The sequence below is a fragment of the Variovorax sp. VRV01 genome, from assembly GCF_014852545.1.
Classification (GTDB): Bacteria; Pseudomonadota; Gammaproteobacteria; order Burkholderiales; family Burkholderiaceae_C; genus Variovorax; species Variovorax beijingensis_A.
This window is the reverse complement of sequence record NZ_JACVBS010000007.1, coordinates 124,983-149,674: the sequence shown is the minus strand read 5'-3', so window position 1 is coordinate 149,674 and position 24,692 is coordinate 124,983. Positions and strand designations below refer to the sequence as shown.

The following is a 24,692-nucleotide window of genomic DNA, read 5'->3' as shown; positions in this document are numbered from 1 at the left end:
CGAACGCGAAGCTTGATGAGTGCGGCGGCTAGATCATCCCGCCATTGATCGAGATCACCTGCCCCGTGATGTAGGCCGCCTCGTCGCTGGCCAGGAACGATGCCAGCGCCGCCACTTCCTGCGGCGTGCCGGCGCGCTTCATCGGCACCATCTGGTTGACCATGGCGGGGTCGAAGGCCGCATCGGCCATCGGCGAGGCGATGATGCCGGGCGCAATGGCGTTGACGGTCACGCCGCGCGATGCCACTTCGAGCGACAGCGCCTTGGTCGCGCTGTTGAGCGCCCCCTTGGCGGCGGCATAGTTGACCTGCCCGCGGTTGCCCGTCAGCGCCGAAACGGACGAAATATTGAGAACGCGCCCCCAGCGGGTGCGCATCATCGGCAGCAGCAAGGGCTGCGTCACGCGGAAGAATCCGTTGAGCGAGACGTCGATGACCTTGTGCCACTGGTCGGCGCGCATGCCGGGCAGCACGGCGTCGTCGTGCACGCCGGCGTTGTTGACGACGATCTGGACCGGCCCGCCTTCGAGCATGCGCTCGCAGGCCACGCGGCAGGCATCGTCGCTGCGCAGGTCGAACACATGGCATTCGGCCTTGCCGCCCGCAGCTGCAATGGCGGCCGCCAGTTGCTCCACCGCTTCGGGGCGCGAGTTGGCGTGCAGCAGCACCGTGGCGCCATCGCGCGCCAGGCGCTCGGCCATGGCGGCGCCCAAGGCACCGCTGGCGCCGGTGATCAGTGCGCGTTTTCCTTCGAGCGTCATGGTGCGTGGGCTCCGGTTGCCAGCGGCGTATTCAGCACCACCACCGCGCGGCCTTCGGCCAGCACGCGGGCGCCGCTGTCGCTCACCGCGAATTCGTAGAGGATCTGGTTGGTGTCGCCCGACAGGCGGCGCGCCTGCACCTGCAGCGCACCGTCGATGTCGTCGAGCCGCACCACCGACAGGCGCACGTTGCGCGCGCTTGCGAGGAAGCCGGCCGACGGCGCGCTTCCCTCGGCAGCCAGCAGACCGCCGTGCAGCGCCATGGCTTGCGCCGCGTATTCGATGGCGTTGGGCGCGAGCAGGCCGCCCGCCGTTCGCAGCGGGTTGTCCGGTAGCGCATGCGTGCGGGTGCTGCACTGAATGGACTCGGCATCCCAGCCTTCGAGCCGGTCGAGCAGGCACATGCTGCCGCTGTGCGGAATGCGCTCGGCAATGCCGGCGCGGTCGAGCGTCTGCGCAGCCCTGGTCACGCGCGGCGCTCCAGGTCGGCCACCAGCAGCACGTTGGCAAAGGGCGTTCCTTTGCTCATCGGAATGCTCTGGACGCGAAAGTCCAGCCGCTGCAGCGCCGCCACCCAGTCGGACAGCGGCCGACCCCAGGTGGGCGACACCTTGTGGCCGCGGATGCGCGTCACGGTGCGGTCGACCCACTGGCTGATGGCGAAGCCACGCTTGCTCGATGCATCGCCCACGCGCAGCAGCAGCCGGGCGTTCGCATTGCCGCCGCGCCGAAGCGCGTCGTGTACGCGCCGCAAGACGCCGTCCTGTGCTTCGATGCCCACGTAGTGCAGCACGTCGAGAATCACGACCAGGTCGCATTCGGGCAGCGGCACCGAGCACATGTCGGCGCAGACCAGCCGCGGCGCCGGCTGCAGATGCCCGATGGAAGCCTCGGCGCGCGCCACGTCCTTGGGCATCAGCTCGATGCCCGTGTAGTCAGCGGCTGGCGGCGTGGGCTTCCACGACGAGGGCCATCGGCCGTGCGCCTGCATGCGGCTCATCGATGCGAGCAGGCTCGCGAAGAGCCCCTGCCCGCAGCCGATGTCGACCACGCGGCGGTGCGCCGCATCGATCAGCCCGCGTTCGAGCAGCCCGCGGAACACCGGATCGCGTCCCAGCTTGCCGCGCGCGAAATGCCAGGCGAAGCTGCCGCCCTTCTTGTAGGGAACGGTGGCGGCCTCGTGAAGCTCGCGCCAGGCGGCATCGGTGGAAGAAGGTGCCGATGATGAAGAAGAAGGCAGCACCGCACTCATGATCCAAGGCCTTCCGGCAGGGTGACGGCGTGCAGGCGCTCGGCGCGCAGGCGTTCGAAAAGCAAGGGCAATACCTCCAGCAATACAGGGTTTCCCAAAGGGGTGCGCGCGGCGTTGCCGTCGTGCAGAAGCAGGATGTCGCGCGCCTGCAGCTTGCGGCCCAGGCGCGCCATGACCTTGGCGGGATCGCCTTCGCGTGTGTCGAAGCCGCGGCGCGTCCAGCTCACGAGCGACAGGCCCAGCCGGTGCAGCACCGGCTCGAGGAATGGATTGCGCAGGCCCGCCGGCGCGCGGAAGCAGGTCGGGCGCTGGCCGGTGGTGTCGGCCAGGATGTCCTGCGCGCGCGCGATCTCGCTCGCGAAGCCGCGCGGCCCGAGGAATGAAAAATTGTGCCGGTGCCGCGCCGTGTGGTTCTGGATGCTGTGGCCCCGCGCCACGATCTCGCGCGCCAGCGCCGGGTGGGCCAGCGCGCGCTCGGCAATGCAGAAGAAGGTGGCGCGCTGGCCATGTGCGTCCAGCAGGTCGAGCACCCGGGGCGTGACCTCGGGATCGGGCCCGTCGTCGATGGTGATGGCCACCTGGCGCCGGGCACCGGCGGCTTCGGGCAGGCGCGTGACATTGGGGCCCAGCAGGCTGCTGCGCGGCGTGAGCCCCGCGCCGGTGATCAGCGCGTGGTTCAGCGCAATCGCGCCGATCGCCCAGGGCATGGCGCCCGGCACCATGGCGCCGGCACCGATGGCCGCCACGTGCCAGGCCGCGCTGGCACGAATGGCAAGCGGCCAGGGCCAGGATTCGGTCGGAGCGGCAGAGGCGGACGGCATGGCGCGGGATTTTCCCATCAGCCGCGCCCGGGCGGCGTGGGCGCCACGCGGCGTGCGAACGCGGCCGACAGCAGCAATGCCAGCAAGGCGCCCGGCGCCACCACGCGGCCGATCGACGACAGCGCCGGAATGTCCGAGATCGCGATCAGCCCGAAGGACACCACCGTGGTCAGGTTGGCCAGCATCAGCGACGCCAGCGTGTCCTCGTCGGCCCGCCCGGCCACGCGCAGCTGGTCGAAGAACAGCGCGTAGTTGGAGCCCACCGCCACGATCAGCAGCAGCCCCACCAGGTGCAGGATGCCCAGCGGCACCTGCAGCACGGCCATGCCGCCCAGGGTGAGCACCACCGCGAAGACCAGCGGCTGGCACACCGCGAGAAGGCGCCGGCCCGAGCGCAGGTAGATGCCGAGCAGCACCACCACCGCCAGCGCGCCGAGCAGCACCTGCACGAAGGCCTCGTGCAGGTAGCGCTGGTAGAGCCCCGCGAGTTCGCGGCCCACATCGACCACCTGCACCTCGGGCACACCCGCCAGCGCCGCTTCGAGCCGGCGCGCGTCGAACTTCGCCCCGGGGTGCAGCACCACCAGCGTCGACCAGCCGCCGCCGGGGCGCTGGTACATGAGCGTGTTGACGACCGAACCGAGCGGGCCGTCCGCCAGGTCGGCGCGCCGCACGGGCGCGAGCTTGCGCGCGGCTTCGACATCGGCCAGGAAGGGCCCGAGGCGTGCGGCCGGCAGCGGCGAGCCCTGCGTGGCCTCGGCCAGCCGGGTGCGCAGCGTGTCGCCGTCGGGCAGGCTGGCGAGCCGGGCCGACTGGGTCGCGATGCTCGGCAATACGCGCGTCACGGCCTCGAAGCCGCCAAGCTCGCCTTTGTCAACGAGTGCCTCGAGCCGCGCGGTGGCGGCTTCGGTGTTGCGCAGTGCGCTTTCTTCATCGGCGCCGTAGACCACGACCAGCGTGCCGCCGTCACCGGTGCCGATGTCGGCGCGCAGCATCTCGTCGAGCTGCTGGGCCGACTTGGGCACCGGGCTCATGGCGCCGAGGTCGGCGCGCCACAGATGGCCGCCCTGCCAGATGACCAGCACCAGCGCTGCCACGCCGAGCCCGGCGAGCACCCAGCGCAGGTGCGGCAGGCCGCGCACCAGCACGCCGGCCGCGTGCGCCATGTACCGGCGCATGCCCATGCCGGTGGCGCCATCGGGTGCGAGCACGGGCAATGCGTAGCGCGTGGCCAGCGCCGCGGCCACGAGCCCTGCGATGGAGAACACGCCCAGCTGCGCCAGACCCGGGAAGCCCGAGAACACCAGCGCCGCGAAGCCGCACACCGAGGTCAGCAGCCCGAGCCGCACGGTGGGCCAGTGCACCTCGCGCCAGCGCGCCCAGCCGGTGCCGGCCACGGCCGCGCCACGCGCCTGGATCAGGTAGTAGATGGCGTAGTCGACGGTCTCGCCGATCAGCGTGCTGCCGAAGCCCAGCGTCATGCCGTGCACCGAGCCGAACACCACGCTGACCGCCGCGGTCCCCACCACCACGCCGGTGGCCACGGGCAGGAAGGCGATGACCAGCGCGCGCGGCGACGCAAAGGCCAGCAGCAGCAGGCCGCCCATCACGATGCCGCCCACGATCGCGAGGTGGATCGCCTCGGTCTTGATCTTGTCGCGGCTCAGCACCGAGAACACGGGCGGGCCGCTCAGCAGCAGCTTCGGCCGGGTGGCTTCGTCCATGCCGCGCGTGGCGGTGTCGAAAGCCGCATGCACGCTTGCAATGGCCTTCGACTGGGCATCGAGATCGCTGCCCGCCGCACGCGTGGTGGCGATCATGAGCGCGCGCGGCGCGCTGCGCGACATCCAGACGCCGTCTTCGCTGCGCGGTGCGCTGGCCGGCGTCAGCTCCACGGCAATGCGCTGGGTCTCGCCGGTGGGATCGCGGTCGAGCAAGGGTTTGATCGCGTTGCCGGCCGGCGTGCCCAGCATCGACAGCGTTTCGTAGATCGCGTCGCGCAGGCCTTCGGCAGTGAAATGTTCGGGCCTCACGCCCGGCGAAAGCTGGTAGCGGTGCGCGAAGACCCAGGTGCCGGCCTCGCTCCAGTCGCCGGTGTCGCCGTTCTGGATCAGGTCGAACAGCCGGCTCTCGCGCATGGACCTGGCCAACGCGCGCGACACGGCCGCGCGCTGCTGCGCGCTCGCGCCGCCCTCGATGCCGAGCATCAGCGTGCGCGATGCCACGCCGCTTTGCAGCTGCTCGATGAGCACCTGCTGCCGCGCGTCGGGGCTCTTGGGCAGGAAAGCGGAAAGGTCTGCGCTGAACTGCGTGCGCGCGATCTGCAGTGCGCCGCCGAGCAGCACCAGTGCCCAGGCCAGCAGCACCAGTGCCCGGCGCTGCCAGTCCGGCGGCCCCTCCCCCGCGGTCCCGCGCGCCCTCACGGCGTGGTGCGCCCGGCAGCGCCCGAAGGCGCGGTGGGTGCGGCGCTTTGGCGCTCGGGCGTGATACTCATCACCGAGCGGTCGCCGCCGACGAACTCCATTTCAAGGCCCAGCACTTCGCTGGCGCGGCCGCTGATGCGGATGCTGCGCACCTGGGCCGCGAGCCGGCTGTCGGCCGGCAGCAGGTCGAGCGTCCAGTTGGCGGCCGAACCGCTCACCGTGCTGCGGAAATAGCGCTGCAGGGTGGCGCCGTCGCCGCTCAGCGTGCCGCGCATGGCTTCGACCAGGCCGAGCAGCTCGGGCATGCTGTCGAGCGTGAGGGTGCGGTTGCGGCCGCCGCGTGAGAGCGTCAGCGTGTTGCCTTCGACCGCCATGGTCTCCACGCGCGGCGACAAGGTGCGCCGCACCAGCTTGTCGGGCGCATCGAAGCTCAGTGTGCCGCGCGCGTCGAGCGGGCCTTCGAGGCCGTGCACGAAGCGCTGCTCGGTGAAGCGGGCCTCGCCGCCCTTCTGCTTGGCAAGCAGCCCCATCAGGTCGGGCAGGTCGAAGGCCCACGCCGGCGCGGCGCAGCAGGCCAGTGCCAGCAGCAGGCTCCTGCAAAGCCAGTCAAACCGAATCTTCGAGCCAGAAATCATGAAAGTTGAACCAGTTGTAGGGATACGCGCGGCACAGGGCATCGAGGCGCGCCACGTAGGCTTCGACCGCCGCGCGGATGCGGCGTTCCCGCTCGGCGGGATCGGATGCCCGCTCGCTGAAGTCGGCCAGAAGGTCGAACCGGACATCGTAGCGCGCACCGCCGCCATAGAGCCCGGCCATGAAGAACACCTTGCGCCGCAGCAGCGCCGCCAGGCGGAACGGGCCGTCGTTGAAACTCGCCGGCTGCCCCAGGAACGGCAGCACGATGTTGTTGCCGCGCTGCTGCGCGGGCTGGTCCTCGCTGCCCGGCAGGGTGCGGTCGACCAGCATGCCGCCGAGCCCGCCGCCGTCGAGCCAGTCTCGCAGCGCGAGCATCGAATGAGGGCGGCCGAGCGCGATCACGTGGGGCCGCAGCTCGGGCAGGCTGATCGCGTTGAGGATGGCCGTGATGCGCTGCGCATTGTCCGGATACATCAGCATCGCAAGCCGCAGTTCGTGCTTGTGCCGGCTGTTGTGCTTGCAGGCGCCCAGGGCCTCGAAGCTGCCGACGTGCGCGCCGAGCAGGAAGGCGCCGCGCCCTTTCAGTGCCTCGGCCTCGAGCGCCTGGTTGCCCTCGACCCTGACATCGAACAGGTCCATGCGTCCGCGCAGGAAGTACACGCGGTCGAGCACCGTCGATGCGAAGGCATGCAGCAGGCGGTAGCCGTCGAGCCAGCCGGCATGCGGGCCGATGGCCCTGAACAGGTAGCGCTTGATGTGGCGCCGCGGCGCGGGAGCGAACAGCAGGAAGTACAGGCTGATCGGCGGCAGCAGCAGGCGCGTGATGCGGCGCCCGCACACCAGTGCCATCAGGCAGATGAAGCGCAGCGCCAGCATGTTGCTGCGTTCGGGAGCGTGCGCCCAGTCGCCGCGCTGGCCTGCCTGCGCCGCGTCTTTCACGGCGCGCGTCTCGGCGTCGGTGTGGTTCATCACGCAGACTCTGGCACGGCGGCCCAGCGGCCGGTGACAGCCAGCACGCCGTCGCAGCGCACGTCGAAGCGCACGCCGCGCGCGGCGCCGGACTCGGGCTGCAGTTCGATGGAGAGCATGCTGCCCGGCCGCACGGGCGCCAGGAACTTGGCGGCCGCGAGCGTGGGATGGGTGCCCAGCCGGGCGACCAGCGCCGGCACGCGCTGCACGGCTTCCATGACCTCGGCCAGTATCAGCGCTCCCGGCAGCAGCGGCTGGCCGGGGAAGTGCCCCGCGAACGCCGGGTGATCAACGGGCACCGCATGGGCCAGTTGCACCGGCGTGTCGTCTTCCGCCAGCTGCGCGAGCGCGAATTCGCGCAGCGCACGCGCCGTGAGCTTGCCGGTGCCTTCGCGCGGAAAGGCCTTCACCTGCACCACGCGGCGCGGCACGAACACCGGCTCCAGCCGCTGGCGCAGCGCGGCAATGATCTGGCCGGCCGAGAGCGTGGGCGCCACCACGAAGGCCACGGGGCGCACCACGCCGTCGGCCACTTCGTCGGGCAGCCAGAACGCGCCGTCCTCGACGCCCGCGATGCTGTTGAGGTGGTAGTTCAGATGCGCGAGCGAGCTGCGCCGGCCCGCGACATGGATCAGGTCGTTGGCGCGGCCCAGCAGGCGGAAGCGGCGCGCGTCGAGCAGTTCGAGCACATCGGCCATCGGTGTGGGCTCGGGCAGGAAGTCGCCGCTGAAGATGAAGCGCTCGGCCCCGTCGCCCTCGCCTGCTTCGGCATGCACGCGGATCTCGCCGAAGGTGTCCCAGACTTCGCTCTGCGTGGTGCGGCGGGTGGCGACCTGGCCGGATTCGGTGCTGCCGTAGATCTCGATCAATACGCCGCCGAGCGCCTGCTCGGCCTGGGCCGCGAGCTGCGGCGAAAGCGGCGCGGTGGCGGAAAGCACCAGGTCGACCGGCGGCAGCTCGATGCCCGAGAGCAGCAGCGTCTTCAGGTGGAAAGGTGTGGTGACCAGCGCGCGCGGCCGCGGCACCGAGGCCAGCGTCCTGGCCACGTCGGCCGGAAAGAACGGCCGTCCGCTGTCGAATGCAGCACCGCCGAGCATGGCCAGCAGCGCCGACGACTCCAGCCCGTAGCTGTGCTGCACAGGCACGGTCGCAACCAGCGTCAGGCCGGCGAGCGATGGCAGGCCGAGCAGGCTGGAGAGCCGTTCCACGGCCACCGCGACATCGCCGACCAGCGTGTCCCAGCGCTTGGCATGCGGCTGCGGCGCGCCGGTGGAGCCGGAGGTCAGCAGGCTCACGGCATGCATGGCGCCGTCGATGGCTGGAACCTCAACGCCGGCCCCTTCGGAACCACACCGGTATTCGACCAGCAGGCGCGGCATGCCGGGCGTGGCGAGCGCGGCATCATCGATCAGGGCAAAAAGATTCGAGCCGCCGGATTCGAGCAGGCGCGCGAGCGTGTCGGGCCGCGCGTCGGGCGGCAGCAGGCTCGCATGGCCACGCACCAGCGCAGCCGCCAGGCCGACCGCAAACGCATAGCGGTCGACACAGAGATTGACCGCCCTGCCCTCGGCAGGCAGCGTCGGCGCGAAGCGGGCCACGTCGGCCAGGAACTGGCGCGTGCTCACGGGCACGCCGGCGCGCCAGGCCAGCGGTGCATCGAGGTCCCGATGGGCGATCAGCGGCAGCAGGCGGGTATCGGTGCTCACGCGGTCGGCCTCTGCTTCAATGGCTGCCGCTGCCGTGGTCGACGGGCGAAGCGCCCTGGAAGGCGCGCACCGCATCGATGAGCCGCGTGCGCTCGAACTCGGGGTGCAGCCGGTAGCGCACCAGGTGCTCGCCCACGAAAAGAAGCGTGACCGACAGCGGCGTCAGCACGTTCGCGAGCAGCGACCAGGCCGAAAAAGGCAGCGTCAGGTACACCACGATCGACGACACCACCACCAGCGCGAAATACACGGTCCAGATGCGCGTGAGCGTCGTCGTGTAGGCCAGCATGTGGCCCTTGAGCGGATGCACGCGCTGCGCGAACTGCGTGATCAGCGGCAGGCCGGGGCCGCGCAGCGAGGCGCCGAACCAGCCGCACAGGAGGCCGTTGATGGCGACATGCTGGAACACGTAGAGCCGGTTGGTGTCGCCCGCCTCACCCAGGAACACGAGCGCAAAGCCCCCGATGCCCAGCAGCAGGGCCGCGGCAAAACCCCAGCGGCCGAACTTGCTCGCGGCGAAGCCCATGGCGGCCAGCCACAGCGGGCCGAGCAGCACCACCACGGCCCACGGCTCGGTGGGGTGGAACAGCATCATCCAGTGGGAGAGGCCGGCATAGGCCACTCCCACCAGCAGCAGGAGCGCCAGTCGCCATCGAGACATGGATCAGGAAGCGCTGCGATGCTGGGCGACGTGGGTCGCGAGCGTGCGCAGCGACTGGAAGATCTGCTGATTGCGCTCATCGTCCGAGCGCAGCTGGAAGCCGTAGCGCCGGGACACTTCGAGCGCGACTTCGAGGATGTCGATGGAGTCGAGGCCCAGGCCTTCGCCATACAGCGGATCGGTGGGCACGATGTCCTCGGGCGCGACTTCGAGATTGAGCGCGTTCACCAGCAGGACGGCCAACTCTTTTTCAATCGGCGACTGTTCAGGTGAATCGCCGGCGGCGGGAATGGGGGGCTGAGCAGTCGATGACAAGAAAACCTCCTGAAACTTTTTCCGTAACTACCTCGGGGGCCGTGGATTATAGGAGGGAGGCTTGATTAGACTGCCCGCTTCGATACGACCCGGAGCCCCTCATGGCCGACCCTCTCTTGATCGCGCGCCACGACACCATCGAGTGCACCCTGCTGCCCAGCCTGGCCAACCGCCACGGCCTGATCACCGGCGCCACCGGCACCGGCAAGACAGTCACCCTGCAGACCATGGCCGAAAAGCTCTCGGGCATCGGCGTTCCGGTGTTCATGGCCGACGTCAAGGGCGACCTGACCGGCATGAGCCAGAAAGGCAGCATCGGCGAAAAAATGGCGGCCACGCTCAAGGAGCGGGGCATCGATCTGCCCGAATCGGACGCCTGCCCCGTCACCCTGTGGGACGTGTTCGGCGAGCAGGGGCATCCGGTGCGCGCCACCGTCTCCGACATGGGCCCCCTGCTGCTGGGCCGCATGCTCGACGTGAATGAAACGCAGGCCGGCGTGCTGAACCTGGTGTTCAAGATCGCCGACGACAACGGCCTGCTGCTGCTCGACCTGAAGGATCTGCGCGCCATGCTGCAGTACGTGGGCGAGAACGCGAGCCAGTTCACCACCGAGTACGGCAACATCAGCGCCGCCAGCGTGGGCGCCATCCAGCGCGGCCTGCTGCAGATCGAGACCCAGGGCGGCGAGAAGTTCTTCGGCGAGCCGATGCTCAACATCGCCGACTTCATGCAAACGGTGGGTGGCAAGGGCGTGGTCAACATCCTGGCGGCCGACAAGCTCATGAACTCGCCGCGGCTCTACGCCACCTTCCTGCTCTGGATGCTGTCGGAACTGTTCGAACAGCTGCCCGAGATCGGCGACCCCGAACAGCCCAAGCTGGCCTTCTTCTTCGACGAAGCCCACCTGCTCTTCAACGAGGCGCCCAAGGCGCTGGTGGAGCGCATCGAGCTCGTGGTGCGGCTGGTGCGCTCCAAGGGCGTGGGCGTGTATTTCGTGACGCAGAACCCGCTGGACATTCCGGATTCGGTGCTGGCCCAGCTGGGCAACCGCGTCCAGCATGCGCTGCGCGCCTTCACGCCGCGCGACCAGAAGGCCGTCAAGGCCACGGCCACCACCATGCGCCAGAAGCCGGGGCTGGACATCGAAACCGCGATCACCGAGCTTGCGGTGGGCGAGGCGCTGGTGAGTTTTCTCGATGCCAAGGGGCGCCCCAGCGTGACCGAGCGCGTGTTCGTGGTGCCGCCCGGCAGCCAGATCGGCCCCGTCACGGCCGCGCAGCGCCAGGCGGTCATTGCCAATTCGCTCGTCGCCGGCGTGTACGAGAAGACCGTGGACCGCGAATCGGCCTACGAAAAGCTCAAGGGCCGGGCCGAAACCGCGCCCGATGCACCGCCGGCCAAAACGGCGGGCGGCGGCAAGGGTGCGGCCGCAACGTCTGAAGGCAGCAGCATGCTGAACGACCTGCTTTTCGGCAGCACGGGCCCGCGCGGCGGCAAGCGGGACGGGCTGGTGCAGACCATGGCCAAGTCGGCGGTGCGGACCATGGGCACCTCGGTCGGCAAGGAGATCCTGCGCGGCGTGCTGGGCGGCATCTTCGGCGCCAAGAAGCGCTGAGAAAGGCCGCAGGGCCGCTCACCAGCGCAGCAGGCGCGGCCCGAGCACGGCGCCCACCAGCACGGGCAGCGCGATGCCGCTCACGTACCAGACCGCGAGGAAAGGCGCCGTCAATTCCATGCAGTGCAGCGCATAGACCGCCGCACCCACCCCGCCGGCCAGCGCGCCGGCGGCCGCACCGGCCAGCGCGGGCCGCGTGGGCGCCAGCCCCTTCAGGGCCAGCAGTGCCGCCGCAAAGACCGGCAGCGCCATGAGCCCGATGCTGACCGCGCAAACACGCCACGATTCGCCCATGAGCAAGGGCATGCGCTCTTCGGCCGGCGCGTTGAACCAGGCCAGGGCCGCCATCGCCCACACGGCAAGCACCGGCACCGCGATGCCGATCCAGGCGCGCCGCACCGGCACGCCTGGCCGCGCGAGGCGCTGCGCCATCACGAAGGCGGCCGCCGCAATGCACAGCGGAAACAGCACCTTGACCCAGAACATCGGCCAGAACATGGCCTGCACCAGGTCGCGGCGCAATCCGTATTCGGTGAACAGGATCGCGAACGACAGCGGCAGCCCGGCGAGCAGCGCAAGGGCCAGGCGGCGCCCCGCGGCGCGGCGCGGCGCGGCCGTGGCGCCGGTCGCCAGCATGGCCACAAGATCGTCGGTCTTCATGGCGCCTTGCTCCTGAGCCTGGCGGCGAGCGCCTTGAGCCCGCGGTGGATGCCCACCTTCACGGCCGATTCGGACATGCCGGTCAGGCTTGCCGTCTCGGCCACCGAGAGGCCTTCGAGCTTCACGTGCACGATCGGCAGGCGCTGGCGCTCCGGCAGGGTCTGCAGCAGGCCGCCCAGGTCGCGCCGCGCATCGCTGGCCTCGATGGCCGATTCGGCGAACACCGCCAGGTCGTCGTCCAGCGGGTCATGCAGCGCTTCGCGCGCGGACTTGGCGCGCAGCAGGTCGATCATCTTGTAGCGCGCAATCGCATGCACCCAGGCCGTCAGCGGCTGGTCGCTCTGGTAGGTGTGGCGCTGGTTGTGCATGGCGAGCAGGCATTCCTGGACAAGATCTTCCACTTCATCGGGCCAGCCGAACAGGCGCTTGCCCAGAAAGGCGCGCAGATGCGCGCTGAGTTTTTGCAGAAATTCGCGATAAGCGGCTGCGTCGCCGTCGAGGCCGCGCAGGAACAGGCTGCGCAGCGCGGCTTCGGCGTCGCTCGTTCGCCTACTGCTGTCCATTGTGTTTCGTGCCATCGGACCGGCTGGTTACAGCCCTTTCGGAAAAAAGATCCCGCCGGATTGTGCCGTGCCCGGCGCAGACGCCGGCTGCGTCCTCGGCTAAGCTCGCCCGAACCCGTGGAAGGAGCGCCCCATGCACCCTGCCAGTTCATGCCCTGAACAGTCCGCCGCCCGGAGCTGACGCCGATGCTGGCCGGGCTGGTTTCGCACCCCTGGGCCTATCCGGCGCTGGAGACGGTGCATATCGTCGGCATCGCGCTGCTGTTCGGCGGGCTGCTGGTGTTCGAGTTGCGCGTACTCGGCCTTGGCCGGGAACTGCCGCAAAGGCAGTTGGCGCATCTGACGCTGTTGCCGGCGCTTGTCGGCTTCGGACTGTGCGCCGCCACCGGCCTCACGATGTTTTCCACGCAGCCCGGCGAGCTGCTGGCCAATTCCGCCTTTCGCATCAAGCTGTTCCTGATCGGCCTGGCAGGCGCCAACGCCATCTGGTTCCACCTTCGAGGCGGACTCGCATCCACCGGCGCCATATCCAGGCTGCAATGCCTGCTCTCGCTGGGGTTTTGGCTCGCTGTCATCATCTGCGGGCGCTGGATTGCCTACGTCTGAGCAAGGAGACCCAGATGATTGAGAGACGCTTGTTCATTGCCGGTTCACTCGGCCTGGCCCTGCCCTCCTGGGCGCACCACGGCTGGAGCAGCTTCGACCAGGACCGCCCGCTCTACCTGGAGGGGCGCGCGACCAAGGTCATGTGGCGCAATCCGCATGGCGAGGTGGAGCTCGAGCTGCCCGAGAACCCGACCCTGCCGGCCGACCTGAAGCAGCGCCCGCTGCCCAGGCAAAGCGCGAATGTCGACGGTCCCGCGCTGCTGGCCAAGGCGCAGCTGCCCACGCGGCGCGACCGCAAGTGGCTGATCGAACTCGCACCGCTCACGCGGCTGCAGGCCTGGGGGCTCGAGGAGATCAAGCCCGGCACCCCGGTGGCCGCGCTGGGCTTCACCTACACCGGTGAAAAAGGCGATCCGGTGCTGCGCGCCGAATACCTGTTCGTCGGCGGCAAGGCCTACGGCCTGCGCTCCTCGCCGGCCTGATCGGCGCACCGGCCGCGGTCCCCGGCGGCAATGACGACCCTCGCGCCCTGCTTGCCAGCCGCGCGAGTGATCGGTACATTGCATTTTTTGAGGGCCTCCAATGTCCGCAGATAGCACAGCGACCCCTTCTGAAGCTGCCGAGATTTCCGCGATCCCCGCCGTCCCTGCGACTTCAGCGATCCCCGTCTCGCCCCTTCCCCCGCTCCACCCTTCCTCGTCGACCGGCCACATCCGGCTGACCTCCCATGCCGGCGGCTTCGGCGCGCTGCCCATCCGCTGGGGTGCGGCCACCGCCACCGAGCGCGGGCCCGTGGTGGGCACCACTACGAAGCGGGCACATCGCAACGTCATCGGTACGCACAGCGGCTCGTACAGCGTCTATCGCGCACTGGCCGTGGCAGCCGGCGCCCTCAAGCGCGAACACAAGGCCGACCTGACCAACACCGCGCCCACCGACGTGATCGGCCCGTACCCGCAGTGGAGCGAGCCCGGGCGCATCGTCTCGCTCGATCCCTGGGGCGCGCTGGTGGCCGATGTGTTCTCCGCCGAACTGGCGGCGGGCTACGACATCCGCCCGACCATCGCAATCACCAAGGCCCACGTGATCCTGCCCGAGGTGATCGAGGCGCTGCAAAGCGGCCGCCTCAAGGCCGACGGCCACTTCCTCACCGCCGGCGGCGCGGCCATGGTGACCAAGGCCGCCATCGAGCCCGTGTGGTACCTGCCCGAAGTGGCGCGGCGCTTCGGCTGCTCCGAAACCGACCTGCGCCGCACGCTGTTCGAGGAAACCGGCGGCATGTACCCCGAACTCGTCACGCGCTCCGACCTCGAGGTGTTCCTGCCGCCCATCGGCGGGCAGACGCTCTACATCTTCGGCAACCCACGCGACCTGGCCAACCCGGAGGTCGAGCTCACCGCGCGCATCCACGACGAATGCAACGGCTCCGACGTGTTCGGCTCCGACATCTGCACCTGCCGCCCCTACCTCACGCACGCCATCGAGGAATGCATCCAGGGCGCGCAGCGCGGCGGCGTGGGCCTCATCGCCTATTCGCGCAAGGAGGGCCGCGCGCTCGGCGAGGTGACCAAATTCCTGGTCTACAACGCGCGCAAGCGCCAGGTCGGCGGCGACACGGCCGACCAGTATTTCGCGCGCACCGAGTGCGTGGCCGGCGTGCAGGACATGCGCTTCCAGGAACTGATGCCCGACGTCTTCCACTGGCTCGGCATCCGGAAGATCCACCGGCTCGTGTCGATGAGCAACATGAAATTCGACGCCATCACCGGCTCGGGCATCGAGATCGGCGAGCGCGTGAACATTCCCGACGAACTGATTCCGGCCGACGCCCGCGTCGAGATGGACGCCAAGATGGCCGCCGGCTATTTCACGCCCGGCCCGGTGCCGGACGCCGAGGAACTCAAGAAGGCCAAGGGCCGGGGATTGGGCGAATGAGCGACAACAAGGCAAACAGCAGCAACGACTACCTGCCCGCCGACGGCTCGGGCAGCCTGCCGCCGGGCAGCGCGGGCGACATCGATCCGGCCATCGAGTTCGCACCGGATACCAGCCACCCCGCGGGCGCCGCCACGGTGCTGCGCACCACCGCCGCCATCCGCGAGCGCGCGGCCGCGCTGCTGGCGCGCGCGCGCCGGGGCGAGTCGCAGTGGTTCCGCATCGCCGGCAGCGACGTGCTCGAAGACGCCGCGCGCACCGTGGCCGAGGTCACGCGCGAGCGCTATCCCTGGGACACCATCCCCTACCACAGCCGCTGGCGCCACTTCGAGGCCGGCGGCATCGACCGGCTGAAGCAGCTCGACCAACTGCTCGGCAAGGGCATCGATGCCCGGCAGCGCGCCAGCGCGCACATCGACCTCGTGCTGGTAAGCGTGCTGCTCGATGCCGGCGCAGGCCCAGGCTGGCACTACATCGAGCCCGCCACGGGCGAGCGCTTCACGCGCTCCGAGGGCCTGGCCATCGCGAGCTTCCATGCCTTCACGAGCGGCCTGTTCTCGTCCAACCCCGACCATCCGCTGCAGGTCGATGCCGCCGGCCTGCGCGGCCTGGTGACCGACCGGCTCGGCGACGCCTTCCAGGTCAGCGACGTCAATCCGCTGGTGGGCCTGCCCGGCCGCGCGGTGCTGCTGCGCCGGCTCGGCGAGGCGATGAGCGAGCAGCCCGAAACCTTCGGCGACGAGGGCCGGCCTGCCGGCATGTTCGATGCGCTGGTCGCCCCATTCGGCGCAGCCGCACCGCCCACGGCCGAGATCACAGCGCACCAGATCCTCTCGCTGCTGCTCGAGACGCTCTCGAGCATCTGGCCCTCCGCCAACACCATCGACAGCATCGCACTCGACGGCAGCGACAGCTCGGGCGGCATCGGCTCGAGCGACCCGGCGCTCGCGCTCGGCGACTGCTGGCGCCACAGCGCGGTGCGCGGCCCGGGCCTCACCAACGGCTGGATGCCGTTCCACAAGCTGTCGCAATGGCTGACCTACTCGCTGCTCGAACCCTTCGAGCGCGCGGGCGTCAAGGTGCGCCAGCTCGATGCGCTCACGGCGCTGCCCGAATACCGCAACGGCGGCCTCTTGATCGACAGCGGCGTGATCGTGCCGAAGGACCCCGCCTTTCTTGCGCGCACCTGGAAAGCCGGCGACGAGTTCATCGTCGAGTGGCGCGCCCTTACCGTGGCGCTGCTCGACGAGCTGGCGCCGCGCGTGCGCAAGATCCTCGACCGCACCGAGGAAGAACTGCCGCTGGCCTGCGTGCTCGAGGGCGGCACCTGGGCCGCGGGCCGCGTGCTGGCACAGCGCTTGCGAGACGGATCGCCACCGCTCCTGATCGAAAGCGACGGCACCGTCTTTTAGACTCTCCGGTCCAGCAACGGCAGAAAAAATCCAATGAGCAACGTCCACCTCGTCGACCACCCCCTCGTCCAGCACAAGCTCACGCTGATGCGCCGCAAGGACGCCTCCACCAACAGCTTCCGCCGGCTCCTGAACGAAATCAGCATGCTCATGGCCTACGAGGTCACGCGCGACATGCCGATGCAGGACATCGAGGTCGAGACCCCGCTCGAGACCATGCAGGCCAAGGTCATCGACGGCAAGAAGCTGGTGCTGGTGTCCATCCTGCGCGCGGGCACCGGCATCCTCGACGGCATGCTCACCGTGGTGCCGGGGGCGCGCGTCGGCCACATCGGCCTGTACCGCGATCCCAAGACGCTCACGGCCGTCGAGTACTACTTCAAGATGCCCGGCGAAATGGAGAACCGCGACGTAATCGTGGTCGACCCGATGCTGGCCACCGGCAACTCGGCGGTGGCCGCGGTCGAACGGCTCAAGGAACTCAACCCCAAGTCGATCAAGTTCGTCTGCCTGCTCACCTGCCCCGAAGGCATCGCGACCATGCAGAAGGCCCATCCCGACGTGCCGATCTACACCGCCGCGATCGACCGCGAGCTCAACAGCCACGGGTACATCCTTCCCGGGCTCGGCGACGCCGGTGACAGAATTTTCGGCACGAAGTGACGCCGACGTCCTCTGACGGCGGCCTGCTGCTCATCTGGCAGCAACAAGAAGATTTCCATACCTCGAGGAGAAGCACCGTGACAGCACGCCGTCAGTTGATCATTCGTTCAGCCGCCATTGCCGCAGCAGCGCTTGCGGCCGGCGCGCCGGGCCTTGCGCTCGCGCAGGCCAAGCTCAAGGTGGCGGCGGTCTACACCGTGCCTTTCGAGCAGCAATGGGTCGGCCGCATCCACAAGGCGCTCAAGGCGGCCGAGGCGCGCGGCGAGATCGAATACAAGGCGACCGAGAACGTCAGCAACGCCGACTACGAGCGCGTGATGCGCGAGTACGCCACCGGCGGCAACCAGCTGATCCTCGGCGAGGTGTTCGGCGTGGAAGCGGCGGCGCGCAAGGTCGCGAAAGACTTTCCCAAGGTCGCCTTCCTCATGGGCTCTTCACTCAAGCCGCAGGCGCCCAACTTCAGCGTGTTCGACAACTACATCCAGGAGCCGGCGTACCTGAGCGGCATGGTGGCTGGCGGCATGACCAAGACCAATCGCATCGGCATGGTCGGCGGCTTTCCGATTCCCGAGGTGAACCGGCTCATGAACGCGTTCATGGCGGGCGCGAAGGAAACCAATCCCAAGGTCGAATTCAGCGTGAGCTTCATCAACAGCTGGTTCGATCCGCCCAAGGCCAAGGAAGCGGCCTTCGCGATGATCGACAAGGGCGCAGACGTGATGTACGCCGAGCGCTTCGGTGTCTCGGACGCGGCCAAGGAAAAGGGCAAGCTCGCCATCGGCAACGTGATCGACACGCAGGCGCAGTACCCCGACACGGTGGTGGCTTCGGCGCTCTGGAACTTCGAACCCTCGGCCGACCGCGCGATCAAGCTCGTGAAGGAAGGCAAGTTCACCGCCGAGGACTACGGCCCCTATTCGATGATGAAGCACAAGGGCTCGGAGCTCGCGCCGCTGGGCACCTTCGAGAAGAAGGTGCCGGCGGACATCGTCGCCAAGGTCAAGGCCAAGCAGGCCGACATCCTCGCAGGCAAGGTCACCATCAAGGTCGACGACTCGCAGCCGAAGTCGACCGCGAAGTGAAGGGTCCGATGACGATGCGCTGGCGTTCTCTTCTCGCGGCCGGCGTGCTGGCCTTCGGCTTGGCCGGCTGTGCCGGTGTCTACAAGAGCCCCGGCGCCGCCGACGGCAGCGTGCGGCTGGACGACACGCCGCGCATCGCGGTGATCTCGGCCTTCCAGCCCGAGCTCACGCTGCTGCTGAACCGGCTCCAGCAGCCGGCGAAGCACAGCGTCAACGGCGTCGAGTTCACTACCGGCACGTTCGAAGGCAAGCCGGTCGTGCTGTTCCTCTCCGGCATCAGCATGACCAACGCGACGATGAACACGCAGCTGGTGCTCGACCGCTTTCGCGTCAGCCACATCGTGTTCAGCGGCATCGCGGGCGGCGTGAACCCGCAGCTGCACGTGGGCGACGTCACGGTGCCGGCGCAATGGGGCCAATACCTCGAAGTGCTGATGGCGCGCGAAACCGCGCCCGGCAAGTTCACCGCGCCGCCCTTCATCACCGATGCCACGCTGCCCAATTTCGGCATGATGCATCCGCGGCCGGTGGAAGTGCGTTCCGCGGCGCATCCGCAGATCGCGCGCAAGTTCTGGTTCGAGGCGGACCCCAAGATGCTCGAGGTGGCGCGCAGCATCCGCAATGTCGACCTCGCGAACTGCAGCGCCGGCAAGTGCCTGGCGCGCAAGCCCCAGCTCGTCGTCGGCGGCAACGGCGTCTCGGGCCAGGCCTTCATGGACAACAAGGCCTACCGCGAATACACCTTCAAGACCTTCCAGGCCAACGTGCTCGACATGGAAACGGCGGCCGTGGGCATGGTGGCCTACAGCAACGGCGTGCCTTACATCGCCTTCCGCTCCCTCAGCGACCTGGCGGGCGGCGGCGAAGGCGAGAACGAGATGGGCACCTTCATGGGCATTGCGGCCGACAACTCGGCCAAGGTCATGCTGGCGTTCCTGGCTGCATGGAAATGACCCTGCCTTTTCTCCCTCCCCTTCCGGGGGAGGGTTGGGGTGGGAGCACGCGGCCTTCGATCGATCACCGTGGCGTTGCGGGCGCTGCTCGCCCCCATCCCAGCCTTCCCCCGGAAGGGGAAGGAGCAATACCTTCATGAGCAGCACAGCGGTTCTCCGCCTCCAGGGCATCACCAAGCGCTTCGGCACCCTCGTGGCCAACGACGCCGTCTCCCTCGACCTGCATGCGGGCGAGGTGCTCGCGCTGCTGGGCGAGAACGGCGCGGGCAAGTCGACGCTCATGTCCATTCTGTTCGGCCACTACGTCGCCGACGAAGGCAGCATCGAGGTGTTCGGTGCGCCACTGCCTGCGGGCAACCCCAAGGCAGCGCTGGCCGCGGGCGTAGGCATGGTGCACCAGCACTTCACGCTGGCCGACAACCTCAGCGTGCTCGACAACGTGATGATGGGCACGGAGCCGCTCTGGCGCCCGGTCTCGCGCCGGGCAGCCGCACGTGCGAAGCTGCTCGAGGTGGCGCAGCGCTTCGGCCTGCCGGTACAGCCCGACGCCAAGATCGGCAGCCTCTCGGTCGGCGAGCGGCAGCGCGTCGAGATACTGAAGGCGCTGTACCGCGGCGCGCGCATCCTGATCCTCGACGAACCGACCGCCGTCCTGACGCCGCAGGAAAGCGAAGCCCTGTTCGCCACGCTCGCACAGATGGTGGCGCAGGGCCTGTCGGTGATCTTCATCAGCCACAAGCTGGGCGAGGTGTTGCGCGTGTCGCAGCGCATCGCGGTGCTGCGCGGCGGCAAGCTGGTGGCCGAGGCGCGCACCGCCGAGACCACGCAGGCGCAGCTCGCGCTGTGGATGGTCGGGCATGAGGTCGAAACCCCGCAGCGCCGGCCCGCCAGATCGGTGGGCGATGCAGTCTGCGTGCTCGACCACGTGAGCACCGCATCGGACAAGGACCAGGGGCAGAACCGGTTGCGCGAGGTGTCGCTCACGCTGCGCGCCGGCGAGATCACCGCCATCGCGGGCGTCTCGGGCAACGGCCAGGCGGCGCTGGCCGAGCTGCTGTGCGGCACGCGCCGCGCCACCTCGGGCACGGCCCTGCTGATGGGCCGCGCGCTGCCGCCCTCGCCCGCCCGGCTGGTGCAGCGCGGCGTCGCGCGCATTCCCGAGGACCGGCACGCGGTTGGCGTGGTCGGCGACCTGCCGGTGTGGGAGAACGCGGTGTCGGAGCGGCTGCGCAGCCCGGTCTTCTCGCGCTGGTCGTGGTTCGTGCGGCGCGCGGCCGCGCGGCTGCATGCGCGGCGCATCGAAAAGGCGTTCAACGTGCGCGGCGCAGGCCCGATGGCGCCGGCCCGTTCGCTTTCGGGCGGCAACATGCAGAAGCTGATCCTCGGGCGCGCGCTGCTCGCGCCCGAGCAGGATGAAGAAGACCCGGACAACAGAAAATACCCGACCCGTGCGCCGCGGCTTATCGTCGCGCACCAGCCGACCTGGGGCCTGGACATCGGCGCCGTCGCCTACGTGCAGCAGCAGCTCATTGCCGCGCGCGATGCGGGTGCGGCGGTGCTGGTGATTTCCGACGACCTCGACGAAGTGCTTGCGCTCGGCGACCGCGTGGCCGTGATGCATGGCGGCCACCTCGGCGAAGCACGCCCGGCCGCGGCCTGGACGCGCGAGGCCATCGGGCTGGCGATGGCCGGCGCGGCGGCGCATCAGCCACACGCGGGAGCCACGCCATGATGCGGCTCGAACGACGCCACCAAAGCTCGCGCGCCGCGCTGGTGCTGGCACCCATCGGCGCGGTAGCCTTCACGATGGCGGTGAGCGCACTGCTCGTGCTCTGGGCCGGCGCGCCGGTCGGCCGCACCTACGCATTGCTGCTGCAGGGCGGCTTCGGCTCGGTGTTCGCGTGGAGCGAAACGCTGACGCGCGCCATTCCGCTGGTCCTCACGGGACTGGCCGCGACGGTCGCCTTCAAGGCGCGACTCTTCAACATCGGCGCCGAGGGGCAGCTGTTCGCGGGCGCCCTCGCGGCCGTGGCCGTGGGCGGCATGCATGGCGGCAGCGGCTTCGAGCTGCCGCCCTGGCTGCTGTTTCCGCTGATGATGCTGGCCGCCGCCGCGGCGGGCGCCCTGCTGCTGCTCGGCCCGGCGCTCATGAAGAACAGGCTCGGCGTCGACGAGGTGGTGACCACGCTGCTGATCAACTTCATCGTGCTGCTCGGCGTGTCGGCGCTGCTCGACGGGCCGATGAAGGACCCGAGCGCCATGGGCTGGCCGCAGAGCGTGTCTCTGCAGTCCGAACTCGAACTCGGCAAGCTGGTCGCGCAAACGCGCGTGCACACCGGCCTCGTCTGGGCCGTGTCGCTCGCCGTGATGGTGTGGGCGATCTTCAAGTACACGGTGCTGGGCTTCGACATTCGCGCAGTCGGCGCCAATGCGCGCGCCGCCGCCTTTGCCGGCGTGCCGGTCACGCGCACCGTGGTGATGGTGGCGCTGCTCTCGGGTGCGCTGGCGGGCCTTGCGGGTGCCATCGAGGTGGCGGGACGCACCAGCTACGTCACGCTCGACATGTCGCCGGGCTACGGCTACACGGGCATCGTGATCGCGATGCTTGCGGGCCTGCATCCCCTGGGCGTGATCGCCGCGGGCGTATTCGTGGCCGGCGTGCTGGTCGGGGCCGACACCATGAGCCGCGCCGCGGGCGTGCCGACCTACATCGCCGACGTGATCGTCGCGGCCTCGCTGGTCGCGGTGCTGGTGGCGACGCTGCTGACGCAATACCGGGTGCGGATGAAATGACCGATCTGGCGCCTGCGTCTTTGCTCCTTCCCCCGCCGGGGGAAGGCTGGGATGGGGGCATCGGCGCCCACATCGAGCGCCGCGTGCCCCCACCCTCCCCCGGAAGGGGAGGGAGAAACACGAAATGACCGACCTGTTCGACATCCTCGCCAACCCGGCTTTCTGGGTCGCGGTGCTGCGCATCGCCACGCCGCTCGTCCTCGGCACGCTGGGCGTGCTGCTGTGCGAGCGCGCGGGCGTGCTCAACCTCGGCATCGAGGGAATCATGGTCGCGGGCGCCTTCACCGGCTGGCTCGCGGTGTATGCCGGCGCGCCGCTCTGGGCCGGCGTCGGCGTGGCCGCGCTCACCGGCATGGCGTTCGGGCTGCTGCACGCCTTTCTCACGGTGGGCCTGGCCCTGTCGCAGCACGTCTCGGGGCTGGGTATCACGCTGCTGGCCACCGCGCTGAGCTACTTCGGCTACCGCGTGAGCTTTCCGAAGGTGAACACGCCGCCGACCATCACGCCGTTCGCGCCGATGGAGTGGCTGCCGGTGCCCATCCTGAATGCACAGACCACGCTCACGCTGTTCGCGCTGCTGCTCGTGCCGGCCGTCGCCTGGGTGCTGTACCGCACGCCGCTCGGGCTCGCCGTGCGCATGGTCGGCGAAAACCCGCAGGCGGCCGAGAGCCAGGGCGTGTCGGTCGCGGCCACGCGTACCGGCGCCATCGTGGCGGGTTCGGCGCTGATGGGCATGGCTGGCTCCTTCCTCACGCTGTCGGCCTTCAATGCCTTCTTCTTCAACATGGTGAACGGCCGCGGCTGGATCTGCGTGGCGCTGGTGGTGTTCGCCTCGTGGCGGCCGGGCAAGGCCCTGCTCGGCGCGCTGCTGTTCGCATTCTTCGATGCGCTGCAGCTGCGGCTGCAACAATCGGGCGATGCCGTGCTGCCCTACCAGATCTACCTGATGCTGCCGTACCTGCTCTCGATCCTCGCGCTGGTGCTGGTGGCGCGCAAGGCGAGCTATCCGCAGGCGCTGATGAAGCCCTATCGCAAGGGGGAGCGTTGATGAAGACGAAGACCGCCGCAGGAGGAGGAATCCTGTTCGCTGCACTGCTGGCGCTATGCGGCGCAGGCGCGCACGCGCTGGGCAGCGACTACGGCTACGACACCTTCAAGACTCCCGATTCGGTCAGCTGGGTGCAACTGTGCGGCACCTGGGGCAAGGACCACCAGGGCACGTACCGCGTGGTCCATGCCGAGCAGTACGCGCAATCCTTTCTCTACGTGCAGCGGATGGCGCGCGATGCCAACGGCAGCCTGCATGCCGCGCACACCACCGCCATCGCCGAACTCGACAACGACCACGCCGAGATCGCGCTCGCCGAACTCACTTGCCGCGCCACGCCGCGCGGCATCGTGGTGACGGCGCGCGCCACCTCCGGCCATGATGACAAGCTGCGCCGCGTGACCATCGAGGTGGGGCCGGCGCCCGGGCAGTACCGCTATCGGGCGCAGCGCACGCGCTGAACGAATCTCCCTCGCGGTCACCTGCGCTGCGCATGCGACCGAAAATCCCCCGCATCCGCACCTCGGAGCCCCCACGATGCTCGACCTCCTGATCACTAACGCCACCCTCCCCGACGGCCGCCCGGACATGTCGATCGCGGTGCAGGGCGGCCGCATCACCGAAGTCACCGCCGGGCTCGACGCGCCGGCGCTCGACAAGCTCGATGCCCAGGGCCTGCTCGTTGCGCCGCATTTCGTCGATCCGCACTTCCACATGGATGCCACGCTGAGCTATGGCCTGCCGCGCATCAACCAGAGCGGCACCTTGCTCGAAGGCATTGCGCTGTGGGGCGAACTCAAGCCGCTGCTCACGGCCGACGCGCTGATCGAGCGTGCGCTGGCCTATTGCGACTGGGCGGTGGCCAAGGGCCTGCTGGCCGTGCGCTCGCATGTGGACACGAGCGACCCGAGCCTGCTCGCGGTCGATGCGCTGCTCGAGGTCAAGCGCAAGGTCGCGCCGTACCTCGACCTGCAGCTCGTGGCCTTTCCGCAGGATGGCGTGCTGCGCTCGGCGGGCGGCGTGGACAACCTGAAGCGCGCGCTCGACAAGGGCGTCGACGTGGTCGGCGGGATTCCGCATTTCGAGCGCACCATGGCCGATGGCGCCGCCAGCGTCAAGCTGCTGATGGAGCTTGCAGCCGAGCGCGGCAAGCTGGTCGACATGCACTGCGATGAGTCGGACGACCCGCTCTCGCGCCACATCGAAACGCTGTCTGCCGAGACCTGGCGCCTCGGCATGCAGGGCCGCGTGACGGGCTCGCACTGCACCTCGATGCATTCGATGGACAACTACTATGTGAGCAAGCTGCTGCCGCTGATTGCGCAAAGCGGCGTCAGCGTCGTTTCCAACCCGCTCATCAACATCACGCTGCAGGGCCGCCACGACAGCTATCCCAAGCGCCGCGGCATGACGCGCGTGCCCGAGCTGATGGCCGCCGGCGTGAACGTCGCCTTCGGCCATGACTGCGTGATGGACCCGTGGTACGGCATGGGCTCGGGCGACATGCTCGAGGTGGCGCACATGGGCCTGCACGTCGCGCAGATGACCAGCCAGGCCGGCATCCGCCAGTGCTTCGAGGCGGTGACCACGAACGCCGCGCGCGTGATGCACCTCGAAGGCTACGGCCTCGAGGCGGGCTGCGACGCGAGCTTCGTGCTGCTGCAGGCGCGCGACCCGGTCGAGGCGATCCGGCTGCGCGCGACGCGGCTCAAGGTGTTCCGCAAGGGGCGCCTGCTGGCGGAAACGCCGGCCGCGACGGCCACGCTGCATCTGCCGGGCCGCGCGCAGGCCACCAGCTGGATGAGCCGCAAGTCCTAG

The 24,692-nt window shown here is 69.3% G+C and carries 25 protein-coding genes; 13 read left to right on the top strand and 12 right to left on the bottom strand.

Annotated elements, in window-relative coordinates; translation table 11 throughout:
• Window positions 1-28: 28 nt before the first annotated feature.
• The 10 genes from fabG to IB278_RS14475 are packed head-to-tail and all read right to left on the bottom strand — an operon-like array spanning window position 29 to window position 9,543.
• On the bottom strand, window positions 29-760 hold the full coding sequence (gene fabG, locus IB278_RS14520) for a 3-oxoacyl-ACP reductase FabG (protein WP_145746640.1): 732 nt from the start codon (window positions 758-760) through the stop codon (window positions 29-31).
• Window positions 757-1,230, bottom strand: coding sequence for a hydroxymyristoyl-ACP dehydratase (locus tag IB278_RS14515; RefSeq protein WP_145746639.1), 474 nt, complete (start codon window positions 1,228-1,230; stop codon window positions 757-759). Before IB278_RS14515 ends, fabG begins: the two co-directional genes overlap by 4 nt.
• A complete protein-coding gene (locus IB278_RS14510; RefSeq protein ID WP_145746638.1) occupies window positions 1,227-2,012 on the bottom strand; it encodes a class I SAM-dependent methyltransferase in 786 nt (261 codons plus the stop codon). The genes IB278_RS14515 and IB278_RS14510 overlap by 4 nt, the downstream gene beginning before the upstream one ends.
• Window positions 2,009-2,851 (bottom strand): polysaccharide deacetylase family protein, encoded by an 843-nt coding sequence (locus tag IB278_RS14505; protein ID WP_145746637.1) that lies wholly within the window; start codon window positions 2,849-2,851, stop codon window positions 2,009-2,011. Before IB278_RS14505 ends, IB278_RS14510 begins: the two co-directional genes overlap by 4 nt.
• Complete coding sequence (locus IB278_RS14500) at window positions 2,851-5,256, bottom strand: MMPL family transporter (protein ID WP_192323754.1); 2,406 nt, start codon at window positions 5,254-5,256, stop codon at window positions 2,851-2,853. The genes IB278_RS14505 and IB278_RS14500 overlap by 1 nt, the downstream gene beginning before the upstream one ends.
• The gene (locus tag IB278_RS14495) at window positions 5,253-5,891 is read right to left on the bottom strand and encodes a LolA-related protein (RefSeq protein ID WP_145746635.1); all 639 of its coding nucleotides are present in this window, start codon (window positions 5,889-5,891) and stop codon (window positions 5,253-5,255) included. The genes IB278_RS14500 and IB278_RS14495 overlap by 4 nt, the downstream gene beginning before the upstream one ends.
• Complete coding sequence (locus tag IB278_RS14490; RefSeq protein ID WP_145746634.1) at window positions 5,863-6,861, bottom strand: acyl-CoA synthetase; 999 nt, start codon at window positions 6,859-6,861, stop codon at window positions 5,863-5,865. Before IB278_RS14490 ends, IB278_RS14495 begins: the two co-directional genes overlap by 29 nt.
• Complete coding sequence (locus IB278_RS14485; RefSeq protein WP_145746633.1) at window positions 6,861-8,567, bottom strand: AMP-binding protein; 1,707 nt, start codon at window positions 8,565-8,567, stop codon at window positions 6,861-6,863. The genes IB278_RS14490 and IB278_RS14485 overlap by 1 nt, the downstream gene beginning before the upstream one ends.
• Window positions 8,568-8,583: 16 nt before the next feature.
• Window positions 8,584-9,228 carry a hypothetical protein gene (locus IB278_RS14480; protein WP_145746632.1) on the bottom strand — a complete coding sequence of 215 codons (645 nt, stop codon included), beginning with the start codon at window positions 9,226-9,228 and terminating at the stop codon, window positions 8,584-8,586.
• Between the two features lie 3 nt (window positions 9,229-9,231).
• Complete coding sequence (locus IB278_RS14475) at window positions 9,232-9,543, bottom strand: phosphopantetheine-binding protein (RefSeq protein WP_012747776.1); 312 nt, start codon at window positions 9,541-9,543, stop codon at window positions 9,232-9,234.
• A 101-nt stretch (window positions 9,544-9,644) separates the two neighbouring features.
• Here IB278_RS14475 and IB278_RS14470 point away from each other — a divergent pair, with 101 nt between their 5' ends.
• Window positions 9,645-11,159 (top strand): helicase HerA-like domain-containing protein, encoded by a 1,515-nt coding sequence (locus tag IB278_RS14470; protein WP_145746631.1) that lies wholly within the window; start codon window positions 9,645-9,647, stop codon window positions 11,157-11,159.
• A gap of 18 nt (window positions 11,160-11,177) precedes the next feature.
• Here IB278_RS14470 and IB278_RS14465 read toward each other — a convergent pair whose 3' ends face one another.
• Together IB278_RS14465 and IB278_RS14460 are read right to left on the bottom strand one after the other, a co-directional pair.
• Window positions 11,178-11,819, bottom strand: a complete 642-nt coding sequence (locus IB278_RS14465) for an NrsF family protein (RefSeq protein ID WP_192323752.1) — start codon at window positions 11,817-11,819, stop codon at window positions 11,178-11,180.
• The gene (locus tag IB278_RS14460; RefSeq protein ID WP_225612904.1) at window positions 11,816-12,397 is read right to left on the bottom strand and encodes a sigma-70 family RNA polymerase sigma factor; all 582 of its coding nucleotides are present in this window, start codon (window positions 12,395-12,397) and stop codon (window positions 11,816-11,818) included. The genes IB278_RS14465 and IB278_RS14460 overlap by 4 nt, the downstream gene beginning before the upstream one ends.
• A 171-nt stretch (window positions 12,398-12,568) precedes the next feature.
• Here IB278_RS14460 and IB278_RS14455 point away from each other — a divergent pair, with 171 nt between their 5' ends.
• From IB278_RS14455 to IB278_RS14400, 12 genes are all read left to right on the top strand, one after another.
• Window positions 12,569-12,988, top strand: coding sequence for a hypothetical protein (locus tag IB278_RS14455; protein ID WP_145746726.1), 420 nt, complete (start codon window positions 12,569-12,571; stop codon window positions 12,986-12,988).
• Window positions 12,989-13,002: 14 nt separating this feature from the next.
• A complete protein-coding gene (locus tag IB278_RS14450; RefSeq protein ID WP_145746629.1) occupies window positions 13,003-13,470 on the top strand; it encodes a DUF6152 family protein in 468 nt (155 codons plus the stop codon).
• Between the two features lie 100 nt (window positions 13,471-13,570).
• A complete protein-coding gene (locus tag IB278_RS14445) occupies window positions 13,571-14,923 on the top strand; it encodes a GTP cyclohydrolase II (protein ID WP_209502764.1) in 1,353 nt (450 codons plus the stop codon).
• Window positions 14,920-16,335, top strand: coding sequence for a URC4/urg3 family protein (locus tag IB278_RS14440; protein ID WP_192323750.1), 1,416 nt, complete (start codon window positions 14,920-14,922; stop codon window positions 16,333-16,335). Before IB278_RS14445 ends, IB278_RS14440 begins: the two co-directional genes overlap by 4 nt.
• 33 nt (window positions 16,336-16,368) lie before the next feature.
• On the top strand, window positions 16,369-16,998 hold the full coding sequence (upp, locus tag IB278_RS14435; RefSeq protein ID WP_021007470.1) for a uracil phosphoribosyltransferase: 630 nt from the start codon (window positions 16,369-16,371) through the stop codon (window positions 16,996-16,998).
• Window positions 16,999-17,075: 77 nt separating this feature from the next.
• Window positions 17,076-18,080 (top strand): BMP family protein, encoded by a 1,005-nt coding sequence (locus IB278_RS14430; protein ID WP_192323748.1) that lies wholly within the window; start codon window positions 17,076-17,078, stop codon window positions 18,078-18,080.
• 8 nt (window positions 18,081-18,088) lie between these two features.
• A complete protein-coding gene (locus tag IB278_RS14425) occupies window positions 18,089-19,033 on the top strand; it encodes a 5'-methylthioadenosine/S-adenosylhomocysteine nucleosidase (RefSeq protein WP_192323746.1) in 945 nt (314 codons plus the stop codon).
• Window positions 19,034-19,169: 136 nt separating this feature from the next.
• Window positions 19,170-20,765: an ABC transporter ATP-binding protein gene (locus IB278_RS14420; protein ID WP_192323744.1), complete on the top strand. Its 1,596-nt coding sequence runs from the start codon at window positions 19,170-19,172 to the stop codon at window positions 20,763-20,765.
• On the top strand, window positions 20,765-21,826 hold the full coding sequence (locus tag IB278_RS14415; protein WP_186454256.1) for an ABC transporter permease: 1,062 nt from the start codon (window positions 20,765-20,767) through the stop codon (window positions 21,824-21,826). Before IB278_RS14420 ends, IB278_RS14415 begins: the two co-directional genes overlap by 1 nt.
• Before the next feature lie 124 nt (window positions 21,827-21,950).
• The gene (locus tag IB278_RS14410) at window positions 21,951-22,874 is read left to right on the top strand and encodes an ABC transporter permease (RefSeq protein WP_145746622.1); all 924 of its coding nucleotides are present in this window, start codon (window positions 21,951-21,953) and stop codon (window positions 22,872-22,874) included.
• Window positions 22,874-23,335: a hypothetical protein gene (locus IB278_RS14405; protein WP_145746621.1), complete on the top strand. Its 462-nt coding sequence runs from the start codon at window positions 22,874-22,876 to the stop codon at window positions 23,333-23,335. Before IB278_RS14410 ends, IB278_RS14405 begins: the two co-directional genes overlap by 1 nt.
• Before the next feature lie 76 nt (window positions 23,336-23,411).
• Window positions 23,412-24,692, top strand: coding sequence for an amidohydrolase family protein (locus tag IB278_RS14400; RefSeq protein ID WP_192323742.1), 1,281 nt, complete (start codon window positions 23,412-23,414; stop codon window positions 24,690-24,692).

Excerpts from the sequence above, each read along its gene's own strand:
- fabG (WP_145746640.1), bottom strand. The coding sequence starts at position 760 with ATGACGCTCGAAGGAAAACGCGCACTGATCACCGGCGCCAGCGGTGCC.
- IB278_RS14510 (WP_145746638.1), bottom strand. The coding sequence starts at position 2,012 with ATGAGTGCGGTGCTGCCTTCTTCTTCATCATCGGCACCTTCTTCCACC.
- IB278_RS14505 (WP_145746637.1), bottom strand. The coding sequence starts at position 2,851 with ATGGGAAAATCCCGCGCCATGCCGTCCGCCTCTGCCGCTCCGACCGAA.
- IB278_RS14495 (WP_145746635.1), bottom strand. The coding sequence starts at position 5,891 with ATGATTTCTGGCTCGAAGATTCGGTTTGACTGGCTTTGCAGGAGCCTG.
- IB278_RS14490 (WP_145746634.1), bottom strand. The coding sequence starts at position 6,861 with ATGAACCACACCGACGCCGAGACGCGCGCCGTGAAAGACGCGGCGCAG.
- IB278_RS14480 (WP_145746632.1), bottom strand. The coding sequence starts at position 9,228 with ATGTCTCGATGGCGACTGGCGCTCCTGCTGCTGGTGGGAGTGGCCTAT.
- IB278_RS14470 (WP_145746631.1), top strand. The coding sequence starts at position 9,645 with ATGGCCGACCCTCTCTTGATCGCGCGCCACGACACCATCGAGTGCACC.
- IB278_RS14465 (WP_192323752.1), bottom strand. The coding sequence starts at position 11,819 with ATGAAGACCGACGATCTTGTGGCCATGCTGGCGACCGGCGCCACGGCC.
- IB278_RS14460 (WP_225612904.1), bottom strand. The coding sequence starts at position 12,397 with ATGGCACGAAACACAATGGACAGCAGTAGGCGAACGAGCGACGCCGAA.
- IB278_RS14455 (WP_145746726.1), top strand. The coding sequence starts at position 12,569 with ATGCTGGCCGGGCTGGTTTCGCACCCCTGGGCCTATCCGGCGCTGGAG.
- IB278_RS14450 (WP_145746629.1), top strand. The coding sequence starts at position 13,003 with ATGATTGAGAGACGCTTGTTCATTGCCGGTTCACTCGGCCTGGCCCTG.
- IB278_RS14445 (WP_209502764.1), top strand. The coding sequence starts at position 13,571 with ATGTCCGCAGATAGCACAGCGACCCCTTCTGAAGCTGCCGAGATTTCC.
- IB278_RS14440 (WP_192323750.1), top strand. The coding sequence starts at position 14,920 with ATGAGCGACAACAAGGCAAACAGCAGCAACGACTACCTGCCCGCCGAC.
- upp (WP_021007470.1), top strand. The coding sequence starts at position 16,369 with ATGAGCAACGTCCACCTCGTCGACCACCCCCTCGTCCAGCACAAGCTC.
- IB278_RS14425 (WP_192323746.1), top strand. The coding sequence starts at position 18,089 with ATGACGATGCGCTGGCGTTCTCTTCTCGCGGCCGGCGTGCTGGCCTTC.
- IB278_RS14420 (WP_192323744.1), top strand. The coding sequence starts at position 19,170 with ATGAGCAGCACAGCGGTTCTCCGCCTCCAGGGCATCACCAAGCGCTTC.
- IB278_RS14415 (WP_186454256.1), top strand. The coding sequence starts at position 20,765 with ATGCGGCTCGAACGACGCCACCAAAGCTCGCGCGCCGCGCTGGTGCTG.
- IB278_RS14410 (WP_145746622.1), top strand. The coding sequence starts at position 21,951 with ATGACCGACCTGTTCGACATCCTCGCCAACCCGGCTTTCTGGGTCGCG.
- IB278_RS14405 (WP_145746621.1), top strand. The coding sequence starts at position 22,874 with ATGAAGACGAAGACCGCCGCAGGAGGAGGAATCCTGTTCGCTGCACTG.
- IB278_RS14400 (WP_192323742.1), top strand. The coding sequence starts at position 23,412 with ATGCTCGACCTCCTGATCACTAACGCCACCCTCCCCGACGGCCGCCCG.